Source organism: Salinibacterium sp. NG253 (assembly GCF_015864945.1).
In the GTDB taxonomy this organism is placed as follows: domain Bacteria; phylum Actinomycetota; class Actinomycetes; order Actinomycetales; family Microbacteriaceae; genus Rhodoglobus.
In genome coordinates this window covers 1-1,678 of the sequence record NZ_JADYWF010000007.1, presented here as the reverse complement: position 1 = coordinate 1,678, position 1,678 = coordinate 1, and the positions used below count along the sequence as shown (strand labels likewise).

At 53.2% G+C, this 1,678-nt stretch carries 1 rRNA gene; it reads right to left on the bottom strand.

The annotated features are described in order from the left end of the window. Nucleotides 1-1,678, bottom strand: a 23S ribosomal RNA gene (locus I6E52_RS14225); the annotation flags it as partial.

Genomic DNA, 1,678 nt, shown 5'->3' with positions numbered 1-1,678 from the left:
CCTATCCTACACAGGCCACACCGAACACCAATACAAAGCTATAGTAAAGGTCACGGGGTCTTTCCGTCCTTCTGCGCGTAACGAGCATCTTTACTCGTAGTGCAATTTCGCCGAGTTCGCGGTTGAGACAGCTGGGAAGTCGTTACGCCATTCGTGCAGGTCGGAACTTACCCGACAAGGAATTTCGCTACCTTAGGATGGTTATAGTTACCACCGCCGTTTACTGGGGCTTAAATTCACAGCTTCGCCTTACGGCTAACCGTTCCTCTTAACCTTCCAGCACCGGGCAGGCGTCAGTCCGTATACATCGTCTTGCGACTTAGCACGGACCTGTGTTTTTAGTAAACAGTCGCTTCCCACTGGTCTCTGCGGCCCTGCAGCGCTCCCGGAGTAAATCCGTTCACGCCTTAGGCCCCCCTTATCCCGAAGTTACGGGGGCATTTTGCCGAGTTCCTTAACCACGATTCTCTCGATCTCCTTAGTATTCTCTACCTGATCACCTGAGTCGGTTTGGGGTACGGGTAACTTGAACCTCGCGTCGATGCTTTTCTTGGCAGCATAGGATCACTGATTTCGTCCGTGAGGACTACCCATCGAGTCTCAGCCGTAATGAGAGACGGATTTGCCTATCTCTCGGCCTACATTCTTAGACCGGGACAACCATCGCCCGGCTCAGCTACCTTCCTGCGTCACACCTGTTAATACGCTAACCGCACCAGCATAGGGTCGAGTGCTAGGCCTCACGCTTCACCCCGAAGGGATCCATCTAGAGGATTCAGACTCTTAGCATCACTGGATTAGTTTGGGCGGTTCTTCGTCAGTACGGGAATATCAACCCGTTGTCCATCGACTACGCCTGTCGGCCTCGCCTTAGGTCCCGACTTACCCAGGGCGGATTAGCCTGGCCCTGGAACCCTTGATCATTCGGAGGACGGGTTTCTCGCCCGTCTTTCGCTACTCATGCCTGCATTCTCACTCGTGTAGGCTCCACGGCTGGTTTACACCGCCGCTTCACTGCCCACACGACGCTCTCCTACCACTCCGTACGGCTGAACCACGAAGGCTTACCTAAAATACGAAATCTACAACTTCGGTGGTGTGCTTGAGCCCCGTTACATTGTCGGCGCGGAATCACTTGACCAGTGAGCTATTACGCACTCTTTCAAGGGTGGCTNGTTGGTAGTCTGGGCTGTTACCCTCTCGACGATGAAGCTTATCCCCCACCGTCTCACTGCTGCGCTCTCACTTACCGGCATTCGGAGTTTGGCTAACGTCAGTAACCTTTTAGGGCCCATCAGCTATCCAGTAGCTCTACCTCCGGCAAGAAACACGCAACGCTGCACCTAAATGCATTTCGGAGAGAACCAGCTATCACGAAGTTTGATTGGCCTTTCACCCCTATCCACAGCTCATCCCCTCAGTTTTCAACCTAAGTGGGTTCGGTCCTCCACGTGCTCTTACACACGCTTCAACCTGGCCATGGATAGATCACTTCGCTTCGGGTCTAGAACCAGCGACTAAAACGCCCTATTAAGACTCGCTTTCGCTACGGCTGCCCCACACGGGTTAACCTCGCCACTGATCACTAACTCGCAGGCTCATTCTTCAAAAGGCACGCTGTCACAGCTACTAAGGCTGCTCCAACGGTTTGTAAGCAAACGGTTTCAGGTACTATTTC